We start from the raw sequence: 15,792 nt of genomic DNA, 5'->3' as shown, positions 1-15,792 counted from the left end.
GCGCCGCTTTGCTTGGATGTCCGGATGACTACGATCTTGGACTCGCTGGAGCGTTACTACGACACGGCACCCCGGGTGGGCGGCGCGCGGGCCGAGGACTTCGGCCCGCTGACCCTGTTCGTCCAGGAGGGCACGGGCTGGCCGTACTACGCGCGGCCCGCGCTCGCCGGCGGTCCCGACGCGACGGCGGCCGACGTGGAGCGGGTCCTGGCCCGGCAGCGGGAGCTGAAGGTGCCCGAGGCCTTCGAGTGGGTGGCCGAAACCAGCCCCTCCCTGCGGGCTCCGGTGGAGGCCGCCGGACTGCACGTCCACGCGCACCCGCTGATGGTCCTCGACCCCGGGGCGGCACCGCTCCCCGCACATCCCGACGTACGCCTGTTCGGCGCGGACGACCCGCTGCTGAAGGCGGCGGTGTCGGTCCCGGCCCTGGCCTTCGCGGCCCCGGGGACGGCGGTGGGCGAGGCCGGTCCCGCGGAGCTCGCGGCGAAGACGGCCGAGCCGTCGGCGGAGGAGGGCAGGGCCCGGGTGGCCGGGAAGATCACTGCGGGCACCACCGCCCTGGCCGCGGCCGTACGCGACGGCGTGGTGCTGTGCGCGGGCCAGTACATCCCGGTCGGGGACGTCGCCGAGGTCGTGGGCGTCGGCACCCTCCCGGCCGCCCGCCGCCAGGGCCTCGCCCTCGCGGTCACGGCGGCCCTGGTCGCGCGGGCCCTGGAGCAGGGGGCGCGCACCGTCTTCCTCTCCGCCGGCGACGAGGACGTGGCCCGGATCTACTCCCGCATCGGCTTCCGCCGGGTGGGGACGGCCCTGATCGCGGAGCCGCCGGAGGCGTAGCCCGGTCGCGGGGTTTGCCGGATCGGCAACAGGGTTTGCCGGATCTCGGGGGCGGGCGGAGCATCGGAGGGACGCCGACCCGTAGAGGAAGAAGGCCCCCATGCATCAGCACGAGCACCCCCGGACCCACGCTCCCGAGCACGACGGCGGCCAGGAGTTCTGGGACGGCCGCTACAGCGAGAGCACCCGGATCTGGAGCGGCAAGCCCAACGCGCTGCTGGTGCGGGAGGCCGAGGGCCTGGCCCCGGGCCGCGCGCTGGACCTCGGGTGCGGGGAAGGGGCCGACGCCGTCTGGCTGGCCCGGAAGGGATGGCGGGTCACCGGCATCGACATCTCCGAGGTCGCCCTGGGCCGGGCCGCCGAGCACGCGGCCGAAGCGGGGGTCGGCGACCGGATCTCCTTCGAGCACCACGACCTCGGGGAGTCCTTCCCCGCCGGCGCGTTCGAGCTGGTCTCCGCCTGCTTCCTGCACAGCCCGGGCGACATGCCCCGCGCTCGGATCCTGCGCACCGCCGCGGCGGCCGTCGCCCCGGGCGGCGTCCTGCTCGTGGGCGGGCACGGGGGCGCGGCCCCCGGGACGCAGGACCCGCACCCGGAGCTGCACTTCCCCACCCCGCAGGAGGTCCTGGCGGACCTGGAACTGCCCGAGGGCGACTGGGAGGTCCTGGTCTGCGCGGAGCACGCCCGGGTGGGCGCCGAGGCCGCCCGCCCGGGCCCCGGCTACGACAACGTGCTCAAGGTCCGGCGGCTCCGCTAGTGCTGTGACCGGCAAGGTTCACCGGGTCACGGCGCCCGGCACGGCACCTCGCTGCGTTGTCGGACCGCGCAAGTACGTCCAGTACGAGGCGCGGCCCTCCGCCTTGCGATGCACCGCGCCGGACACCGCGCCCCGGCAAACCTTTCCGGCCACAGCACTAGGCGGTGCCCGGGGCGGCTCGGCTAGAAGCCCAGCTTGCGGAGCTGCTTGGGGTCCCGCTGCCAGTCCTTGGCGACCTTCACGTGGAGGTCGAGGAAGACCGGGGTCCCGAGCAGCGCCTCGATGTGCTTGCGCGACTTCATCCCGACCTCCTTCAGACGGGAGCCCTTCGGGCCGATGATGATGCCCTTCTGGCTGGGGCGCTCGATGTAGACGTTCGCGTGGATGTCCAGCAGCGGCCGATCGGCCGGGCGGTTCTCGCGCGGGATCATCTCCTCGACGACCACGGCGATGGAGTGCGGCAGCTCGTCGCGGACGCCTTCCAGCGCGGCCTCGCGGATCAGCTCCGCGACCATGACCATCTCGGGCTCGTCGGTGAGGTCGCCCTCCGGGTACAGCGGCGGGCTCTCCGGCAGCAGCGGCGCGATCAGGTCGGCCAGCAGCTGGACCTGGGTGTCGCCGACGGCCGAGACGGGGACGATCTCGGCCCACTCGATGCCGAGCTCCGCGCCGAGCTGGTGGATGGCGAGGAGCTGTTCGGCCAGCGCCTTGGACTCCACCAGGTCCGTCTTGGTCACGATGGCGATCTTGGGGGTCTTCTTGATCGCCGCAAGCTCCTTGGCGATGAACTTGTCGCCGGGGCCGAGCTTCTGGTCGGCCGGCAGGCAGAAGCCGATGACGTCGACCTCGGCCCAGGTGGTCCGCACGACGTCGTTCAGGCGCTCGCCGAGCAGCGTCCGCGGCTTGTGCAGACCGGGCGTGTCGACGAGGACGAGCTGGGCGTCGGGGCGGTGCACGATGCCGCGGACGGTGTGGCGGGTGGTCTGCGGCCGGTTGGAGGTGATCGCGACCTTGGTGCCCACGAGTGCGTTGGTGAGGGTCGACTTCCCCGCGTTGGGGCGGCCGACGAAGCAGGCGAAGCCCGCACGGTGCGGGGCGGTGGACTCGGGGGAACGATCGCTCATACGGGCCATTCTCCCCGATGCGGCTCCCAGCGCCGACCAGGCCACGGTGACGAGGGCCACCAGGGTCGTGAGCAGCGGGTTCGCGGCGTAGTCGGCGGTGCCCCGGGCGGTCGCCCCGTCGGCCCGGGCGCGGACCGCCACCTCGGCCCGCTCCACGAGGGGCGGGCCGTCCCAGCGGGCGCTGAGCCGGACTTCCTGCCCCGGCAGCAGCTCGGCCGGGAGCCCGCCGAGCTCGCGGTCGGCGAGCGTCCGGCCGAGGGCTCCGGTGGCGGTGAGGGCGGCGCGGGGGCGGAGGGTGACGTTGCCACTGTTGCGGAGCGTGTACGAGACCTCCGCGCGGGCGCCGCTGCCGTGGACCCGGACCCCCTCGACGGCGAGGGCGGCGGCGGTCGGGCCGGTCACCCGCAGGTACACCCGGGCGGCGACGGCCTGCTGCACCCCGATCCCCTGCGGGGCGGCGGCGGGCCGCTCCTCCAGGGCGACGATGGCGCCGGGGTGGTCGCCGGGCTCGGCCCGCTCGGGGACGGTGACGGTGAACGCGACGCTGACCGTGCCGCCGGCCGGGACGGTGACCCGCTCCCGCTCGAGCCGCGCCCACGCGGCGGTGGCCCGGCGGGGCTCGTCGGGACCGCGGAGGGCGAAGCCGCCGTCGCGGGCGGTGTTGTAGGCGTCGGCGGCGTACAGGCGGAAGGTGCGGGGGCGGTCGGAGCGGTTGGCGAGCGTGACGGTGTCGGTGACGGCCGCGCCGGGGGAGGCGGCGAGGTAGAAGTACGGCCGCTGTCCGACGGCGTTGGCGGCGGGCAGCACGGACCACTGCCCGTTGTCCGCGGCAGCCGCCACCCCTGCGGGGCCGAGCAACCCGGCCACCACCACGGCCACGCCGACCGCAAACCCGCGCAGCGGCCCCCGCACTGGTGCGGGGGCGGCGGCCCCCGTCACGAGAGGGTCAGAGTCAGGACCGCCGTGTACGCGCCCGGCGGGGTGTACCGCGGGACCTGGAGGGTGACGGCCGCGTCGATCGTGAACGTGCCGCCGACCACCGCCGCGTCGGGCGTCGAGGCCAGCAGCGCCCCCTCCGGCCCCACCACCCCCGCGCTCCCCGCCACACACGCACTGGGGCCCACGGCCACCACGCACACCGGGGTCCAGGACAGCGACGCACCCGGGATCCGCACCCCGCCCGGCCCCGTGAAGTCGGTGACCTTGCCGATCAGCGACCACCCGGCCGGCCCGCCCCGCGCGTCGGTGACGGTGACCGTGCCGATCCGCCCCGGCGCCGCGCCCCCGTCGCCGTACGGGACCGCCCCCAGGGTGATGTCCTCGCCGGTCTGGGTCATGGCCAGCGCGCCCGGCTCGACGGTGGCGAGGACCCGCTGAGTGGCCGTCGGCGCGGGCGCGGCGTCGATGACCGCGTACGCCGCCGGGCCGGAGCCCTGCCCCGCCGACCAGGCCTCGCCCTCGTAGGCGACCACGGCCGTCGTGGCCTTGTCCGTGACCGGCAGCGCGGCCACCGCCACGCCCCGCTCGTCGGCGGTGGCGGTGACCCGGTCGGCGGTCTCGGCGGCGCCCGCCCGCCCGGCGACGGTCACCGCCGCGCCCGGGGCGAAGCCGGCGGCGGTGACCTCGACCTTGGCACCCGGTTTCCCGGAGGCGGCGGCGAGGAAGACGCTGCGCAGGTTGGCCGTGGGCAGCTCGCTCGCGGTGAGCCGCGCCGACACCGGCACCGCCGACGCCTCGGCGGCGGGGGTGCAGGTGGTGTCGAGGTCCAGCGGATGGCTGGTGTGCAGGGTGTAGGAGCCCGGGGCGAGGGCCGTCTGCCCGGGGGCGGTGACGGTGAAGGTGCCCGTCATGGTGACGGCGGGCAGGGCCGCCCCGGCCGGCACGGGATCGTTCCGCTTCGCGCCGACCACGGTGACCTCGCCGCTCTGCGCGCCGGAGAGGAGGACCCGCCCGGTCGGTGTCAGCGCGTCGGCGGGGAGTTCCGCTCCGGCGGGGTTGGCCGCGGGGGTGGCGGCCACCTGGTAGGTCACGGTGACGGTGTCGCCGACCCGCGGGGCCGGGTTGTCGACGGTGATCCGGGCGGTGGTCGGCCCGTCGGCGGGCGGGAGTCCGGCCTCCTGCGGCGGCAGGCAGTGCGTGGGGAACTCCACCTGGCCCACCGGGGCCTCCCCCTCGGCGGCCGCCGGTGCGCCGAGCGCTCCCCCGCTCGCGGCGGCGAGCACGGCCATGCCGACGGCCGCCGACCATCTGCTGCTTCTCCTGCTGCGCGCCCCTGTTCGCACTGCCCGCCCCCTCCGCTCCCCAGGGGGCCATTCACGAGCGGGCGGCGGGAGAAGTCAATGGACGGATCCCGCATCAACTGATGGCCCATCAGGAGATGGCAGGGTGCCGACGCTGCTCGCGGCCCGGAAGGTGCGCCGGTAGGCCGTCGGGCTGACCCCCAGCACCGCCTGGACGTGCTTGCGCAGCGACTGCGCCGTCCCGAAGCCGCTCTCCCGCGCGACCTGCTCCATCGAGAGCTCCGTCTGCTCCAGCAGCCGCCGGGCCCGCTCCACGCGCTGGCCGAGGATCCACTGGCCGGGGCTGGTGCCCGACTCCTCGCGGAACCGGCGCGTGAAGGTCCGTACCGACATGGCCTCCTGCCGGGCCAGGTCGGTCAGCCGCAGCGGTTCGTGCAGCCGGTCCAGCACCCACGCGCGGGCCGCCGCGGTCGTGGCGAGCTGCGGCTCGGGGACCGGGCGCTCGATGAACTGGGCCTGCCCGCCGTCCCGGTGCGGCGGTACGACGGTCCGCCGGGCCACCTCGTTGGCGACGGCCGCGCCGTGGTCTCGGCGCACGATGTGCAGGCACAGGTCGACCCCGGAGGCGACTCCGGCCGAGGTCAGCACGTCCCCGTCGTCGGTGTAGAGCACCCCGGCGTCCACCCGTACGGCCGGGAACAGCCGCTGGAAGTGCTCGGCGGAGGCCCAGTGGGTGGTGGCCGGCCGCCCGTCCAGGTAGCCGGCGGCGGCCAGTACGTAGCCGCCGGTGCAGATGGAGACGAGCCGGGTGCCGGGCCGGATGTGCGCGAGGGCCGCGGCGAGCTCGTCGGTCAGCGTGCCGGACTCGTACACCGGGCCCAGCTCCCACGAGGCCGGCACCACCACCGTGTCGGCGGTGGCCAGCAGCTCCGGGCCGTGCTCGACCTGGACCGCGAAGTCGGCCTCGGTGCGCACCGGCCCGGGGGCGAGTCCGCAGGTGAGGACCTCGTAGAGCGGCCGCCCGGCCTGGTCATTGGCGCGGCCGAAGATCCGGTGCGGGATGCCGAGCTCGAAGGGGAGCAGCCCGGTGAGCGCGAGGACGACGACGCGGTGGGGGTGCGGCTGCGGGTCCATGGCCCGATCGTAGCGAAGCATGACAGTCAGGCCACTGTCGTACGGGGCCCCGCGGCCCGGAAGCTGTCCGCGTGACACAGACAGCCCCCGCCTCCACGGCCGCCCCGCAGGCCCCCCGCCGGCCCGGCCGCATCCACCGCGCCTGGTTCGCCGCGGCCGTCGCCTTCGTGACGATCATCGGCGCCGCCGCGTTCGCCTCCCTCCCGGGACTGCTCATCGAGCCGTTGCACGAGGAGTTCGACTGGTCGCGCGGCACGATCGGCTTCGCGGTCTCGGTCAACCTCGCCCTCTACGGGCTCACGGCGCCGTTCGCCGCCGCGCTGATGGACCGCTTCGGCATCCGGAAGGTCGTCGCGGTGGCCCTCACCGTCATCGCCGGCGGTTCCGCGGCCACGGTGTGGATGACCGCGTCCTGGCAGCTGGTGCTGTTCTGGGGCGTGCTGGTGGGCCTGGGCAGCGGCTCGATGGCGCTCGCGTTCGCGGCGACGGTGACCAACCGCTGGTTCACCGCCCGGCGCGGGCTGGTCACGGGCATCCTGACCGCCGCGGGCGCCTCCGGGCAGCTGGTCTTCCTGCCGCTGCTGTCGTGGCTGGTGGAACGCCACGGCTGGCGCCCGGCTGCGATCACGGTGTCGCTCGCCGCCCTGGCCGTGGTCCCGTTCGTCTGGCTGCTGCTGCGCGACCACCCGGCGGACGTGGGCCTCGCCCCGTACGGGGGCACGTATGCACCCAAGCCGGCACCGGTGCCGGGTGCGGCGCGCAGGGCCGTCACCGTCCTGTTCAGGGCGGCCCGGACCGGCCCGTTCTGGCTGCTGGCGGGCACGTTCGCGATCTGCGGGGCCTCGACGAACGGGCTGGTACGGATCCACTTCGTGCCGGCGGCCCACGACCACGGCATGCCGGTGACGGCGGCCGCGGGGCTGCTCGCGGTGATCGGCGTGTTCGACGTGGTCGGCACGATCGCGTCGGGCTGGTTCACGGACCGCTTCGAGGCGCGGCGCCTGCTGGCCGTGTACTACGCCCTGCGCGGGATCTCGCTGCTCTTCCTGCCGATGCTGCTGGCGCCGTCGGTGCGGCCGCCGCTGGTGTTCTTCATCGTCTTCTACGGCCTGGACTGGGTCGCGACGGTCCCGCCGACCATCGCCCTGTGCCGAGAGCAGTACGGGGAGGACAGCGCCATCGTCTTCGGCTGGGTGCTGGCCTCGCACCAGATCGGCGCGGCGGTGGTGGCCTTCCTGGGCGGCCTGGCGCGGGACGCCTTCGGCTCGTACGACCTGGTCTGGTACGCGTCCGGCGGGCTGTGCGCGATGGCGGCACTGATGGCGATGGTCATCCGCCGCCGTTAGCCTCCGGCGGGCGGGCGACCATCCAAACTCAGCCCCGCCGGCGTTTGAGGCGCCTTTCAGCCCGTCCGGCGTTTGAGGACCGGGGGTCTGGGGGCGGAGCCCCCGGTTTCGGGAAGGGGCGGGGTGGGGGAAGCCCCGCGCAGCGGCCCCACCCCCGGCCCGCACGCAAGGGGCCGCCGGGGCCGGGCGCGCGGCGGGGCTACGCTCCGGCGGGCGTCGTGGACTTCAGGGTGCCGTCCGGCGCGGCCAGCAGGACCGGGGTGTCCGGGCCGCCGAGGTCGCGGACGGCCGCGCGGTCGGCGTCGGCCGGGGCTTCGGCGGCGCTGACGACGGCCGCCGCCTCCAGCGACTGCGCCCCGCTCGCCACGGCCATCGCGACCGCGGTCCGCAGCGCGCTCAGCTTGAGGGAGTCGAGCTCCACCGTTCCGGCGACGTAGGTGCGGCCGGTCTCGTCCCGTACCGCCGCCCCCTCGGGCACGCCGTTGCGGGCCCGCGCGCTGCGGGCGAGCGTGATGATCTTGCTGTCCTCGGGGTCGATCCCCGTGCTGTCGGTCATGGGCGAAGCATATGGAGCACCCCGGCCGGACCGTACAACGACCCCGCCGGGGCGCCCTCCCCTCCACACCCCGTTCCCCCTGGGGCAGGACAAACATAAGCGGGCCGTAAGAAGATCCTGCGATCCGAAGGTCCCCGATTGGAATGACCTTCGACCCTGCCTCGTCCTACCCCGCGGGACGCGTCACGGCCGGTCCAGCCGCAGCCGCTCCGCCCTCGGCAGACCCGCGACCACCAGGTCGTAGCTGTCCTCCACCAGCTCCCGGACCATCCCGTCCGGCAGCCCGCCGGGCCCGCCCACCGTGACCGTGTTCCAGTGCCGCTTGTTCATGTGCCAGCCGGGCACGATCGCCTCGTGCTCCGCCCGCAGCCGCACCGCCAGCTCCGGCTCGCACTTGAGGTTGACCTTCAGCGGTTCGGCGTCCAGCGCCGACAGCGCGAACATCTTCCCCAGCACCTTGAACACCGAGGTCTCCGGCGTGAAGGGGAACTCCTCCACCGCCGCGTTGAAGCCCAGGCAGAACGCGCGCAGCTGCTCCGGGGTCATTCGCCCTCCTCGCCCTCGCCTTCGCCCGCGGCCGGAGCAACCGGCTCCACGAGCACCGTCACGATCTTGTTCCGGCGCCCCGCCGGGGATTCGGCCGTCAGCCGCAGCGGTCGCCCGTCGGGCAGTTCCACCAGCGCCGTGGCCCCCGCGATCGGCACCCGGCCGAGCGCCTTGGCCAGCAGGCCGCCGACCGTCTCCACGTCCTCGTCGTCGAAGGCCTCGACCTTGAACAGCTCACCCAGATCGGTGATGTCGAGCCGGGCCGTGACCCGGTAGCGGTCCTCGCCGAGCTCCTCGACCGGCGGGAGCTCCCGGTCGTACTCGTCGGTGATCTCGCCGACGATCTCTTCGAGGATGTCCTCGATGGTGACGATGCCGGCCGTGCCGCCGTACTCGTCGATGACCACCGCCACGTGGTTGCGCACCTGCTGCATCTCCCGCAGCAGATCGCCCGCGTTCTTGGTGTCGGGTACGAAGACCGCGGGCCGCATCGCCGTCGAGACCAGGTCGGACTCGGCCTCGCGGCTGATGTGGGTCTTGCGGACCAGGTCCTTCAGGTAGACGATCCCGACGATGTCGTCCTCGTTCTCCCCGGTCACCGGGATGCGCGAGAAGCCGGACCGCAGCGCGAGCGTGGTCGCCTGACGGACCGTCTTGTACCGCTCGATGCAGATCAGGTCGGTGCGCGGCACCATCACCTCGCGCACCAGCGTGTCGCCGAGCTCGAAGACCTGGTGCACCATCCGGCGCTCGTCGTCCTCGATCAGCGATTCCTTCTCCGCGAGGTCCACCATGGCGCGCAGCTCGGCCTCGGAGGCGAACGGCCCCTTGCGGAAGCCCTTCCCGGGGGTGAGCGCGTTGCCGATGAGGATCAGCAGCTGCGGGATCGGCCCCATGACCCGGGCGAGCGGTACGAGGACGTACGCGGCCGCCGTCGCCGTGTTCAGCGGGTGCTGGCGGCCGATGGTGCGCGGCGAGACGCCCACCGCGACGAACGACACCAGCACCATCACGGCGATGGCCACGAGCAGCGCGGTCCAGTTCTCACCGAACTCGTCGAGGCAGACGTAGGTGACGAGGACACCGGCCGCCATCTCGCAGGTGACGCGGACCAGCAGCGCCACGTTCAGGTAGCGGGTGGGGTCCCCGGCGACCTGGGCGAGCTTCGCGCTGCCGCGCCGTCCTTCCCGTACGGCCTGTTCCGCGCGGAAGCTGGAGATCCGGGCGATCCCGGACTCCGCGCACGCCGCGAACCAGGCGACCACGACCAGCAGCACCGCTCCGGTGATCAGCTGGGGGGCGTTCACGAGACGGTCGGGGCCGGGGACGGGCCGGTGATGCCGCGCTCGGAGCGCCAGCCGTCGACGATGGCCGCCTGGAGGCCGAACATCTCGGCCTTCTCGTCCGGCTCCTCGTGGTCGTAACCGAGCAGGTGCAGCACCCCGTGGACGGTCAGGAGCTGGAGCTCCTCGTCCATGGAGTGCTGCGTCGGGGCCTCCTGGCCCTGCTTCTTCGCGAACTCGGGGCAGAGCACGATGTCGCCGAGCAGCCCCTGCGGGGGCTCCTCGTCGTCCTTCGACGGCGGACGGAGCTCGTCCATCGGGAAGGACATGACGTCGGTCGCTCCGGGCAGATCCATCCACTGGATGTGGAGCTGCTCCATCGCCTCCTCGTCGATGGCGATGACGGAGAGCTCGGAGAGCGGGTGGATCCGCATCCGGGTGAGCGCGTAGCGGGCGATGTCGAGGATCGCCTGCTCGTCGATCTCGGTTCCGGACTCGTTGTTGACGTCGATCGACATGGTGCGCTGGGTTCTACTTCCGCTGATGGCCGTTCGGTGCCGGCTGCTGGCTGTCGTCGTACTTCTCGTACGCGTCGACGATACGGCCGACCAGCTTGTGCCGGACGACATCCTCGGACGTGAGCCGCGAGAAGTGGATGTCCGGCACGCCTTCCAGAATCTCCTGGACCTGACGCAGACCGCTCTTGGCGCCGCCCGGCAGGTCGATCTGGGTGACGTCACCGGTGACGACGATCTTCGAGTCGAAGCCGAGCCGGGTCAGGAACATCTTCATCTGCTCGGCGGTCGTGTTCTGCGCCTCGTCCAGTACGACGAACGCGTCGTTCAACGTACGGCCTCGCATATAGGCCAGCGGCGCGACCTCGATGGTCCCGGCCGCCATCAGGCGCGGGATGGAGTCGGGGTCCATCATGTCGTGGAGCGCGTCGTAGAGCGGCCGCAGGTACGGGTCGATCTTGTCGAAGAGGGTGCCCGGCAGGAAGCCGAGCCGCTCCCCCGCCTCGACGGCGGGCCGGGTCAGGATGATCCGGCTGACCTGCTTGGACTGCAGGGCCTGGACCGCCTTGGCCATGGCGAGGTAGGTCTTGCCGGTACCGGCGGGGCCGATGCCGAAGACGATCGTGTTCTTGTCGATCGCGTCGACGTACCGCTTCTGGTTGAGGGTCTTGGGGCGGATGGTGCGGCCGCGGCTGGAGAGGATGTTCTGGGTGAGCACCTCGGCGGGCGTCTCGTCCGGGCCGTTGCCGTTCTCGCTCGACTTGAGCATGGCGATCGAGCGTTCCACTGCGTCCTCCGTCATCGGCTGCCCGGTGCGGAGCACCAGCATCATCTCGTCGAACAGGCGCTGGATCAGAGCGACTTCCGCCGCCGCACCGATCGCGCTGACCTGGTTGCCCCGAACATGGATGTCGGCCTTCGGGAAGGCCTTCTCGATCACGCGCAACAGGGCGTCACCCGAGCCGAGCACGCTCACCATCGGGTGCGTGGCCGGAACGGTGAAGTGGGCTCGCGCCTGCCCCGGCGCGGGGATGTGGGCTGTCGATGTCTGAGTCATGGGCCGGCACTGTGGCCTGCACATACCTCCCGCTGAGGGGCCGCGCCGTTCGACGACCTCCGGACTACCAAGCCTACGACGCCCCGGCGCCATCCCCGAGAGGTTTTCCCGGCGGACCAGGCGGGCTCCGCCCGGACCCGGGGCAGCGGCTACGCGGAGTGCCGGAAGCCGATCGTCGGCACCGCCCGCCGGCGCGCGGCCGGCGTCGACCCCCGCGGGACCAGGTCCTCCAGGAAGCCGTACCGGCCGCGCAGCTCCTCCGGGGCGGACCGCCACCAGTGGGCCACCTCCGGCCAGCCGGGGGCCGACAGGGAGCCGCCGAACTCCTGGACCGACAGCGCGGCCGTCAGCCCGGCGAAGGCGAGCCGGTCCGCCAGCGGCCAGCCCGCCAGGGTGCCGGTGACGAAACCCGCCACGTACACGTCGCCCGCGCCCGTCGGATCCAGCTCGTCCACCGCGATCCCGCGGACCTGCGCCGTCTCCCCGGTGTGCCCGTCCACCGCGTACGAACCCTCCGCGCCCATCGTCACCACCGCGATCGGCACCTTCTCGGCCAGCGCCCGGGCCGCCGCGCGCGGGCACTCGGTCCGGGTGTAGCGCATCGCCTCGCCCGCGTTCGGCAGGAACGCCTCGCAGTGCTCCAGGTCGGCCAGGGCCGCCAGGTCCCACCGCCCGCTCTCGTCCCACCCGGTGTCCGCGAAGACCCGCGAACCGCGCCGGGCGGCCTCGCCGATCCAGCCCTCCCCGCGGCCCGGGCCCAGCGAGGCCACGGCCGCCCGGGCCCTCGGCGGGCACTGCGGGAAGGGTCCGGGGCCCGCCGGGGGCGGTGCCTCGTGGCCGTGCGAGACCATCGTGCGCTCGCCCTCGTACGCCATCGAGACCGTGACGGGGCTGTGCCAGCCGGGGATGGTCCGCGACATGGAGAGGTCGATGCCCTCGCCCTGTTCGAGCGCGTCCCAGCAGTACTCGCCGTAGTGGTCGTCCCCGAAGGCCGCGGCCAGCGAGGTGCGCAGGCCCAGTCGCGCCAGGGCGGTGGCCATGTTGGCGACGCCGCCGGGGCTGGAGCCCATGCCGCGCGCCCAGGACTCCGTACCGCGCACGGGCGCGGAGTCCAGGCCCGTGAAGATGATGTCGAGGAAGACCGTTCCGGTGAGGAAGACGTCGCAGCCGGGCTCCTCGGGGTCCCGCACCGGACCGAGCGGGTCCACGGCGGCTGAGGCTCTGTCGAAGGCGTCCCGACTGGTCACGTGTGCTCCCCGCAATTCTGGAAGGGTCGCGTCCTGCCCTCCTCGGCCAGAACCAAACCCCAGTGTGGCGCAGATCACCACCGGAGCGCTCTTCTCCGCGGCTCGGCCCGCTTGATAGACAGAGCCCCCGCCCTCCGCGGCGACCCCGCGCACCACCTGGAACGCCCGTGCACCACCGCCCCGCCACGTGGCCCCTGGTGGCCCTGTTCACGGCCGGCTACGCCGCCCCGTACCTGCTGCCGACCGTCGTCGGGCGCCTCGACGCGCACCTTCCGCTGAGCCCCGCGCAAGCCGGTCTGACCGGCACGGTGCTGCTCCTCGGCTCCGCCGCGGCCGGGTTCGTCCTCGCCCCCCGCATCCCCCGCCACGGGCCCCGCCGGCTCGCCCGGCTCGGGCTGCTGCTCGCCGTCGCCGGCTACGGCACGGCCGCCGCGACCGCCGTGCTCCCGCTGGTCGTCGCGGGCGCGGTCCTCGGCGGCTTCGGTTCCGGTACCGCGACCGCCGTGGCCGCCTCGGGGATGGCCGGCCGGCCCGATCCGCACCGCGCGTCCGCCCTCGGGCTGCTGTCGGTGTCGGCGACCGCGGGCGCGCTCTACCTGACCCTGCCGCGGCTGGGCGGCGGACACGGGCTGCCCTTCCTCGCCCTCGCGCTGGTCGCGGCGGCGGCCTGGCCGGCCACCGGTCGGCTCGTCCACGCCCCGGCCGCCGCCCCTCAGCTGACCGCCGCCCGCCTCCCCCGGCCGCGGGCCGGGCTGGCCCTCTCGCTGGGCCTGATGCTGTGGTCGCCGGCCCAGAACGCCCTGTGGGGGGTCAGCGGCCGGATCGGCGCCGAACAGGCGGGGCTGTCCGAGGTCGCCCTCGGCACCGTCTTCGCCGCCGCCCTCGGCGCGGGCCTGCTCGGGGTGACGGCCGCCTCCGCGCTCGGCCCGCGCCTCGGGCGGGCCGTCCCGATCGGCGCGGGCACCGTACTGATCGCCGGCTGCGTGCTGCTTGCCTCCTCCGCGCGCGGGCCGGGCTCCTTCGCGGCCGGGGAGATCCTGTGGAACGCGCTCTACCCGGTCGTGCTGTCGTACGCGATCGGGCTGGCCGCCGCGCTCGACCCCCGGGGGCGGTGGGCGGTCCTCGCCGGGGCGGCGTCCTCCCTGGGCGTCGCGTGCGGGCCGCTGGCCGGCAGCCTCCTCGCCGAAGCGGCGGGCTTCCCGGGCGCGGGCCTGGCCCTGGCGGCCGTGCTCCTCGCGGTGGCCGCCCCCATGACCACGGTCGCCGCCCGTACCGGCCGGTGGCCGCTGCGCGGGGCCGTCCCCCACCCCGCCCCTTCCCGAAACTGGGGCTCCGCCCCAGACCCCGCTCCTCAATCGCCGGAGGGGCTGGATTGTGCGCGGCCGGGACTGGAACGCCCTGGACGGGGACGGGGTGGGGTGTTGTCCGGGACGTAGAACGTGATTTGTGGCGCGGCAGCGCCCGCACAGACGAAGACGCGTCCAGGCGCCATAAATCATGCAGTCCCGGATGACACCCCACCCCGGCACCGGCCCCCACACGCAGCCCCGGCACGAGACCCCTCACGTAACTCCCGCCAGGCAACCCCGCCGAGCCCCGTCAGGGACCCGGCACCCTCGCTGGCGAACACCGCCGAGCCCCGGCGCAGCCGTACCCGCGGGATCCGCCTAGGGCCTGTCCGGCGGATCAGGGTCGGACAGGCCGCGGTGTCTGGTGCGGTGCATCGCAAGGCGCCGGAGCGTCTCGATAGCGGAGCTATCGGGGCGTTTCGGCAACGCGGCGAGGCGCCGTGCCAGACACCGCGGCCCCGGCCATGATCCGCCGGACAGGCCCTAGCCCGCCGAGCCCCCGGCCAGGGACCCGGCAGGGCCCCGCTTCGGGAGCGGGACCCGGAGCAGGTCGGCCGCGATCGTCAACTCGCCCTCGAACCCGGCCTCCCGGGCCTCCCGCTCGAACGCCTCCGGGTCCGTGTACCGCTGCGAGAAGTGCGTCAGCACCAGGTGCCGGACGCCCGCCGACCGCGCCGCCCGGGCCGCCTGGCCGGCCGTCAGGTGGCCGTGCTCGGTGGCCAGCGCGGCCTCCGCCTCCAGGAAGGTCGACTCGATCACCAGCATGTCGCAGCCCTCCGCGAGGGCCTCCACGCCCTCGCACATCCGGGTGTCCATCACGAAGGCGAACCGCTGCCCCGCCCGGTGTTCGCTGACGTCGTCCAGCGACACCTCCCCGAGCCGCCCCTCGCGCTGGATCCGGCCCACGTCCGGCCCCTTGATCCCGTGCCGCGCGAGCAGCTCCGGGACCATGCGCCGGCCGTCCGGCTCGGTGAGCCGGTAGCCGAAGGACTCCACCGGGTGCGAGAGCCGCCGCGCCTCCAGGACGTACGAGTCCCCGCGCGCGAGCGGCCCGTCCTCGGCCACCGGAGCCTCCTCCAGGAGCACGGTCTCCCGGTAGGCCGTGGCGTACCGCAGCCGGTCGAAGAACTTCTGCCCGGACGCCGGGTAGTGCGCCGTGACCGGGTGCGGCACCCGGTCGAGGTTGATCCGCTGGATCACCCCGGCGAGCCCGAGGCTGTGGTCGCCGTGGAAGTGGGTGACGCAGATCCGGTTGATGTCGTGCGCGGCGACCCCGGCCCGCAGCATCTGCCGCTGGGTGCCCTCGCCCGGGTCGAAGAGGATGCCCTCGCCGTCCCAGCGCAGCAGGTAGCCGTTGTGGTTGCGGTGGCGGGTGGGCACCTGACTGGCGGTGCCCAGCACCACGAACTCTCGTACCGACACGACTTATCCGGGCGGCCACTGGAGGCCGCGGCCCCCGAGGACGTGCAGGTGGGCGTGGAAGACGGTCTGGCCCGCGCCGGCGCCGGTGTTGAAGACGACCCGGTAGCCGTGGTCGTCGATCTTCTCGTCGGCGGCGATCCGCCCGGCCTCCCGCAGTATGTCGGCGACGACCGTCGGCTCGGCCTCCGCGAGCGAGGCCGCGTCGGGGTAGTGCACCTTGGGGATGACGAGCACGTGCGTGGGCGCCTGCGGGTTGATGTCCCGGAAGGCGACGGTCGTCTCGGTCTCCCGGACGACCGTCGCCGGGATGACTCCCGTGACGATCTTGCAGAACAGGCAGTCCGCCTGCGGTTCCCCGGCCATTGCTGAGCCTCCCGTGACG

15 protein-coding genes and 1 pseudogene are annotated in these 15,792 nt (G+C 74.1%); 4 read left to right on the top strand and 12 right to left on the bottom strand.

The window, feature by feature from the left end; all coding sequences use genetic code 11:
* Window positions 1-24: 24 nt before the first annotated feature.
* Both AB0O21_RS33265 and AB0O21_RS33260 read left to right on the top strand, forming a co-directional pair.
* Window positions 25-834, top strand: coding sequence for a GNAT family N-acetyltransferase (locus AB0O21_RS33265; protein ID WP_365177278.1), 810 nt, complete (start codon window positions 25-27; stop codon window positions 832-834).
* 100 nt (window positions 835-934) lie between these two features.
* Entirely contained in the window at window positions 935-1,591 is a 657-nt protein-coding gene (locus AB0O21_RS33260) for a class I SAM-dependent methyltransferase (protein WP_365177275.1), read from the top strand.
* Window positions 1,592-1,773: 182 nt separating this feature from the next.
* Here the strand turns inward: AB0O21_RS33260 and era are convergent, their stop codons facing one another.
* The 4 genes and pseudogenes from era to AB0O21_RS33240 all read right to left on the bottom strand — a co-directional run bounded on the left by era (window position 1,774) and on the right by AB0O21_RS33240 (window position 6,089).
* Window positions 1,774-2,724: a GTPase Era gene (gene era, locus AB0O21_RS33255; RefSeq protein WP_365177356.1), complete on the bottom strand. Its 951-nt coding sequence runs from the start codon at window positions 2,722-2,724 to the stop codon at window positions 1,774-1,776.
* A gap of 486 nt (window positions 2,725-3,210) precedes the next feature.
* Window positions 3,211-3,522 (bottom strand): annotated as a pseudogene (locus AB0O21_RS33250) (DUF916 domain-containing protein); the annotation flags it as partial.
* Between the two features lie 128 nt (window positions 3,523-3,650).
* Window positions 3,651-4,943 (bottom strand): beta-xylosidase, encoded by a 1,293-nt coding sequence (locus tag AB0O21_RS33245; protein ID WP_365177272.1) that lies wholly within the window; start codon window positions 4,941-4,943, stop codon window positions 3,651-3,653.
* A 108-nt stretch (window positions 4,944-5,051) separates the two neighbouring features.
* Window positions 5,052-6,089: a helix-turn-helix domain-containing protein gene (locus AB0O21_RS33240; protein ID WP_365177269.1), complete on the bottom strand. Its 1,038-nt coding sequence runs from the start codon at window positions 6,087-6,089 to the stop codon at window positions 5,052-5,054.
* Between the two features lie 71 nt (window positions 6,090-6,160).
* Here AB0O21_RS33240 and AB0O21_RS33235 point away from each other — a divergent pair, with 71 nt between their 5' ends.
* The gene (locus AB0O21_RS33235) at window positions 6,161-7,435 is read left to right on the top strand and encodes an MFS transporter (protein WP_365177266.1); all 1,275 of its coding nucleotides are present in this window, start codon (window positions 6,161-6,163) and stop codon (window positions 7,433-7,435) included.
* A 199-nt stretch (window positions 7,436-7,634) separates the two neighbouring features.
* Here AB0O21_RS33235 and AB0O21_RS33230 read toward each other — a convergent pair whose 3' ends face one another.
* The 6 genes from AB0O21_RS33230 to AB0O21_RS33205 all read right to left on the bottom strand — a co-directional run bounded on the left by AB0O21_RS33230 (window position 7,635) and on the right by AB0O21_RS33205 (window position 12,639).
* Window positions 7,635-7,991, bottom strand: a complete 357-nt coding sequence (locus AB0O21_RS33230) for a cytidine deaminase (RefSeq protein WP_365177263.1) — start codon at window positions 7,989-7,991, stop codon at window positions 7,635-7,637.
* 183 nt (window positions 7,992-8,174) lie between these two features.
* The gene (locus tag AB0O21_RS33225; RefSeq protein ID WP_365177260.1) at window positions 8,175-8,537 is read right to left on the bottom strand and encodes an MmcQ/YjbR family DNA-binding protein; all 363 of its coding nucleotides are present in this window, start codon (window positions 8,535-8,537) and stop codon (window positions 8,175-8,177) included.
* A complete protein-coding gene (locus tag AB0O21_RS33220; protein ID WP_365177257.1) occupies window positions 8,534-9,844 on the bottom strand; it encodes a hemolysin family protein in 1,311 nt (436 codons plus the stop codon). Before AB0O21_RS33220 ends, AB0O21_RS33225 begins: the two co-directional genes overlap by 4 nt.
* A complete protein-coding gene (ybeY, locus tag AB0O21_RS33215) occupies window positions 9,841-10,338 on the bottom strand; it encodes an rRNA maturation RNase YbeY (RefSeq protein WP_365177254.1) in 498 nt (165 codons plus the stop codon). The genes AB0O21_RS33220 and ybeY overlap by 4 nt, the downstream gene beginning before the upstream one ends.
* 13 nt (window positions 10,339-10,351) lie before the next feature.
* The gene (locus AB0O21_RS33210; RefSeq protein WP_365177251.1) at window positions 10,352-11,392 is read right to left on the bottom strand and encodes a PhoH family protein; all 1,041 of its coding nucleotides are present in this window, start codon (window positions 11,390-11,392) and stop codon (window positions 10,352-10,354) included.
* A gap of 149 nt (window positions 11,393-11,541) precedes the next feature.
* Entirely contained in the window at window positions 11,542-12,639 is a 1,098-nt protein-coding gene (locus tag AB0O21_RS33205; RefSeq protein ID WP_365177249.1) for a PfkB family carbohydrate kinase, read from the bottom strand.
* A 167-nt stretch (window positions 12,640-12,806) separates the two neighbouring features.
* On the opposite strand from AB0O21_RS33205, the gene AB0O21_RS33200 reads away from it, so the two are divergent.
* Window positions 12,807-14,075, top strand: a complete 1,269-nt coding sequence (locus AB0O21_RS33200; RefSeq protein WP_365177247.1) for an MFS transporter — start codon at window positions 12,807-12,809, stop codon at window positions 14,073-14,075.
* 396 nt (window positions 14,076-14,471) lie between these two features.
* Here the strand turns inward: AB0O21_RS33200 and AB0O21_RS33195 are convergent, their stop codons facing one another.
* On the bottom strand, window positions 14,472-15,410 hold the full coding sequence (locus tag AB0O21_RS33195; RefSeq protein WP_365177244.1) for a ribonuclease Z: 939 nt from the start codon (window positions 15,408-15,410) through the stop codon (window positions 14,472-14,474).
* A 3-nt stretch (window positions 15,411-15,413) separates the two neighbouring features.
* Window positions 15,414-15,773, bottom strand: a complete 360-nt coding sequence (locus tag AB0O21_RS33190) for a histidine triad nucleotide-binding protein (protein WP_365177241.1) — start codon at window positions 15,771-15,773, stop codon at window positions 15,414-15,416.
* Between the last annotated feature and the right edge of the window lie 19 nt (window positions 15,774-15,792).

Source organism: Streptomyces sp. NPDC091371, assembly GCF_040684275.1.
In the GTDB taxonomy this organism is placed as follows: Bacteria; Actinomycetota; Actinomycetes; order Streptomycetales; family Streptomycetaceae; genus Streptomyces.
The sequence above is the reverse complement of the archived record's forward strand: the minus strand, read 5'-3'. Positions and strand labels throughout refer to the sequence as shown.